The sequence below is a fragment of the Methylibium sp. genome, assembly GCF_031393925.1.
In the GTDB taxonomy this organism is placed as follows: Bacteria; Pseudomonadota; Gammaproteobacteria; order Burkholderiales; family Burkholderiaceae_C; genus Methylibium.
Map to the genome: position 1 here is coordinate 1 of NZ_JANMWL010000240.1, position 4,539 is coordinate 4,539.

3 protein-coding genes are annotated in these 4,539 nt (G+C 71.3%); 2 read left to right on the forward strand and 1 reads right to left on the reverse strand.

Annotated features, from left to right (window positions below):
• Positions 1-558: 558 nt before the first annotated feature.
• Positions 559-987, reverse strand: a complete 429-nt coding sequence (locus RMO12_RS12605; RefSeq protein ID WP_309625722.1) for a 2,4'-dihydroxyacetophenone dioxygenase family protein — start codon at positions 985-987, stop codon at positions 559-561.
• A 176-nt stretch (positions 988-1,163) separates the two neighbouring features.
• On the opposite strand from RMO12_RS12605, the gene RMO12_RS12610 reads away from it, so the two are divergent.
• Together RMO12_RS12610 and recJ are read left to right on the forward strand one after the other, a co-directional pair.
• A complete protein-coding gene (locus RMO12_RS12610) occupies positions 1,164-2,084 on the forward strand; it encodes a hypothetical protein (protein WP_309639557.1) in 921 nt (306 codons plus the stop codon).
• Between the two features lie 246 nt (positions 2,085-2,330).
• Complete coding sequence (recJ, locus tag RMO12_RS12615; protein ID WP_309639558.1) at positions 2,331-4,262, forward strand: single-stranded-DNA-specific exonuclease RecJ; 1,932 nt, start codon at positions 2,331-2,333, stop codon at positions 4,260-4,262.
• Positions 4,263-4,539: the final 277 nt, after the last annotated feature.

Here is a 4,539-nt window from a genome sequence, read left to right on the forward strand (position 1 = left end):
GGCGCGTCCGGGCAGGCGGCAGCGCTTCATCGAGGCGGTCTGCGCTTTGCTCCGACTGCCTTGCGGTGCTCGGGCTCGTGGCCCGTCGCGCAACTCACTGCGCTCACTGCGTTCGCTGCGTTCAAACAAGCGCGACGAGTCAGAGGACGAAGCGCTGCGCGCAGCCACGGGCCCTGTGCTCCTCAGCGCCTCGAAGGCGCGCTGCCGCCTGCCCGGACGCGCCTTTGCAAACACGGCGGGCTTGTGCGTTGCAAAAACCGACGCCGTGGGGTCGCGGTGCGCGGTGCTCTGTAACGGCGTCTGCCAGGGCGCGCCTGTGAGACACGGCGGTGCTCTGCGTTGCGCACACCGACGGCGGTGGCTCGCGGCAGACGGTGTCCCGCGAACCTTCCAAACTACCGGAAGGACCCGACGCCAGCCGCGCTCAGGAACGGGCCACCTGCGCACTGCAGGTCTTATTCGATTGCAGGCGAATCCGTATCAGTGCCCGCAGGGCCGCCCCGGGGGCGCTGCCCACCCTCTCGGGGGGCAGTGAACGCAGCAAGCGTGGGGCTCGACTCAGCCCCAGGCGCCCTGCGCTTCGGCCCAGCCGATCACCGCGATCGGTGCGCCGTCGGGCTTGATGAAGGTCAGCGGCCCGAGGAAGGTCATGTAGAACTCGCTGTCGACCGGAAAGCTGGTCTGGTCGTGGCGAGCGCCCGAGCATTCGAAGCCGTAGCCCGGTGCGATGGCGGTGTCGCCGCCGGCTGCCGTGCCGCCGCGAACGTCCATCTTGCCCTTGGTCATGAGGTACTCGCCGGGACCGGCGTGTACATGCGGCGCGAAGGAAGAGCCCTTGGGGCAATCAAAAATCGCTGTCCACGAGCCGCGCTCGGGCGACACGTGCAGCAGCTTCCAGCGGATGCCCCCGTCCGAGAAGGCTTCCGGAAACGGCTTCCAGCCGACCGCGTCGATCTGTACGTACTCTTCGCTAATCTTGGGCTTCATGATGATTCTCTCTAGAAGGTTGATGGTCGATCGACGCGTTCGGGCATAAACCCGGCCCGTCGGTGTGACGAGAGGCGCCCGACGAGACTTCGTGTCGGCAGCGCCGAAAACGAATGTAGCCGTGGACTACCGCTTGTCAACGGTGCCCAAACCCACGGCCCGGATAATCGGCCGCCATGCACCTCGTGATCCCGTTTGCCGCGCCGCTCTCGAATGCCGGCCGGCATGCGCTCGGTGCCCTGACGCTACCGGCGCTCGAGTCGCTGCTCACGCGGCTGGCGCCTGCCGAGCGCAACGACGGCGACGAATACCAGCTCTCGCCGCCGCACGAGCGCGTGCTGGGCAAGGCGCTGGGCTGGGCCGGCGCCGATGGCGCGCTGCCCTGGGCCGCACAAGCCGCCGCCGCCGACGGCATCGACACCGGCAAGCTCGCCTGGGGCCTGCTCAGCCCGGTGCACTGGCACGTCGGTCGCGACGCCATCACGATGGGCGACCCCGAAGCGCTGGCGCTGGACGAAGTCGAGTCGCGCGCCTACTTCGACGCGGTGCGGCCGCTGTTCGAAAGCCTCGGCTGGCGCGCCGCCTGGGGCGCGCCGACGCGCTGGTACGTGGCCCACGAGTCGCTCACCGCGCTGCCCACCGCTTCGCTGGACCGCGTGGAGGGCCGCAACCCCGACCTGTGGATGCCCGGGCACCCGGGCGCAGGGCTCGTCAAGCGGCTGCAGAACGAGGTGCAGATGCTGCTTTACACCCACGCCCTCAACGACGCCCGCGAGAGCGAGGGCCGCGACACGCTCAACAGCTTCTGGCTCAGCGGCTGCGGCGTGCGACAGCCGGCGCGCCATGCCGCGCCCGACGTCATCGACACGCTGCGCGCCCCGGCCCTGCGCGAGGACTGGGAGGCCTGGGCCGAGGCCTGGCGCGCACTCGACGCGGGCCCGCTGCGCGAGGCGCTGCATGGCGACGCGGCCTGGTCGCTCACGCTGTGCGGCGAGCGCCATGCGCAGACCTACATCCGCCAGCCGCGCGGCTGGCTGCACGGACTGCGCAGCCGCTTCGGCGGCCCGCGCGCTGCCGCCTTGCTGAAGGAACTGTGATGAGCGCGTCGCTGCGCATCGCGAGCACCTGCCCTGCCATCACCCAGCTTCACCCTCACGGGGAAAAAACCGGCCGGGGTCGCAGCCGCACCCACCGCACCGCACGGTATTGCGCCCTCTCCCGCCCGCGCGAGAGGTCGAACCCGCCAGCGCGAACATTCGCCTGCCTTGCCTGACCGACCGCTGGCCCGCTCGCACGCCACGCACGCCACGCACGCCACGCACGATCACGACCCTCGACCCAGCATGCGCATCACCACCCGCGACGTACCGCCCCGCACCGCCTGGACGCTCGAACAGGCCGGCGTCCACCCGCTGCTCGCGCGGCTGTACGCCGCACGCGGCATCACCTCGGCGGAGCAGCTCGACGATTCGCTGGCCAAGCTGATCGCCCCGACCGAACTCAAAGGCGCCACCGACGCGGCCAGGCTGCTCGCCGACGCTATCGCGCAGCGCCAGCGCATCGTCGTCGTGGCCGACTACGACTGCGACGGTGCCACCGCTTGCGCCGTCGCGCTGCGCGGCCTGGCGCTGCTCGGCGCGGGCGCCGACACGCTGGGCTACGTGGTGCCCGACCGCAAGGTGCATGGCTACGGCCTCACGCCGGCCATCGTCGACCTGGCGCTCGCGCAGCGGCCGCAGTTGCTCGTCACGGTCGACAACGGCATCGCCAGCCTGGAAGGCGTGGCGCATGCCAAGGCCTGCGGCCTGGCCGTGCTGGTGACCGACCACCACCTGCCGGCCGTGGTCGACGGCGCGGTGGTGCTGCCGGCCGCCGACGTGATCGTCAACCCCAACCAGCCGGCCTGCGGCTTTGCCAGCAAGGCGCTGGCCGGCGTCGGCGTGATGTTCTACGTGCTGCTCGCCACGCGCGCCGAGCTGCGCGCACGCGGTGCGTTCGAGGAGCGGCCCGCCGCCAGCGCCGGGCCGCCCCAAGCAGGCGGCGCGCCCCCTCGGGGGGCAGCTGCGCAGCAGCGCGGGGGCAGTCTCGCCGGGCCGCCCCAAGCAGGCGGCGCGCCCCCTCGGGGGGCAGCCGCGCAGCAGCGTGGGGGCAGTCCCGCCGGGCCGCCCCAAGCAGGCGGCGCGCCCGCTCGGGGGGCAGCTGCGCAGCAGCATGGGGGCGGTCATGAACCGCGCCTGGACAGCTTGCTCGACCTGGTCGCGCTCGGCACCGTGGCCGACGTGGTGAAGCTCGACGCCAACAACCGCCGCCTCGTCGCGCAGGGCTTGAAGCGCATCCGCGCCGGGCGCATGCAGCCGGGCATCGCGGCGCTGTTCGTGGCGGCCGGGCGCGACCCGGCGCGCGCCAGCGGCTTTGACTTCGGCTTCGCGCTCGGCCCGCGTTTGAACGCCGCCGGCCGCATGGAGAACATGACGCTCGGCATCGAATGCCTGCTGAGCGACGACGTGGCGCGCTGCACCGAGCTCGCGCAACAGCTCGACACCATCAACGGCGAACGCCGCGAGGTCGAGGCCGGCATGCGCGAGCAGGCCGAGGCGATGGTGGAACTGCTCATGCCCGAGGGCGAGCCGCCGCCGGCCGTGGCGATCTACGACCGCGGGTTCCACGAGGGCGTGGTCGGCATCGTCGCCTCGCGCCTGAAGGACCGCCTGCACCGCCCGAGCTTCGTGTTCGCGCGCGGGCAAGACGGCCTGCTCAAGGGCTCGGGCCGCTCGATCGCCGGCTTTCATCTGCGCGACGCGCTCGACCTCATCAGCAAGCGCCACCCCGGCGTGCTGCGCAAGTTTGGCGGCCACGCGATGGCGGCCGGCGCCACGCTCGCCGAAGAAGACTTTGGCACCTTCGAGCAGGCGCTGGCGCTGGTGGCCAACGAGTGGCTCGACGCCGCCACCCTCGCACGCACGGTCGCCACCGACGGCCCACTCGACGCGCAGTGGTTCGCACCCGCCACCGTGCATGCGCTGGAGCGCGAGGTCTGGGGCCAGGCCTTCGATGCGCCGGTGTTCTTCGACGAGGTCGAGGTGGTTTCGCAAAAACTGGTCGGCGAAAAGCACCTCAAGCTCACCTTGCGCCACGGCGGCAACCTGCGCGAAGCGATCTGGTTCGGCCACGCCGAACCGGTGGCCGAGCGCGTGCGACTGGCCTACCGCCTCAGCGTAGACAGCTACCGCGGCGTGGACCGCGTGCAAATGGTGGTCCAAGCCATCGAGGGCTGACCCATTGCGCCCCACCCCCTGGGCCAGGACTCGGGTTGCCCCCTCTCGCCCTGGCAGGGGACTCGTGTTGCTCCCTCTCCCTCGGGGAGATGGTTGGGGTGAGGGCAAGCCCGACCTCACCTCCCGCCACACTTTGCAAAACAGGCACGAACGCAAGCAACGCCCCAACCCGACCACCCACGCGCCTTCTACCTCGCAGCTACATTCTTGAAGGATGAAGCCAAGCCCACCCGCCCGCCGCCTCCTCCTCGCCCTGCTGCTTGCCGGCGCCTCGGCC

Bases quoted from the DNA above. Each gene is read 5' to 3' on its own strand.
- RMO12_RS12610 (WP_309639557.1), top strand. From the start codon at position 1,164: ATGCACCTCGTGATCCCGTTTGCCGCGCCGCTCTCGAATGCCGGCCGG.
- RMO12_RS12605 (WP_309625722.1), bottom strand. From the start codon at position 987: ATGAAGCCCAAGATTAGCGAAGAGTACGTACAGATCGACGCGGTCGGC.
- recJ (WP_309639558.1), top strand. From the start codon at position 2,331: ATGCGCATCACCACCCGCGACGTACCGCCCCGCACCGCCTGGACGCTC.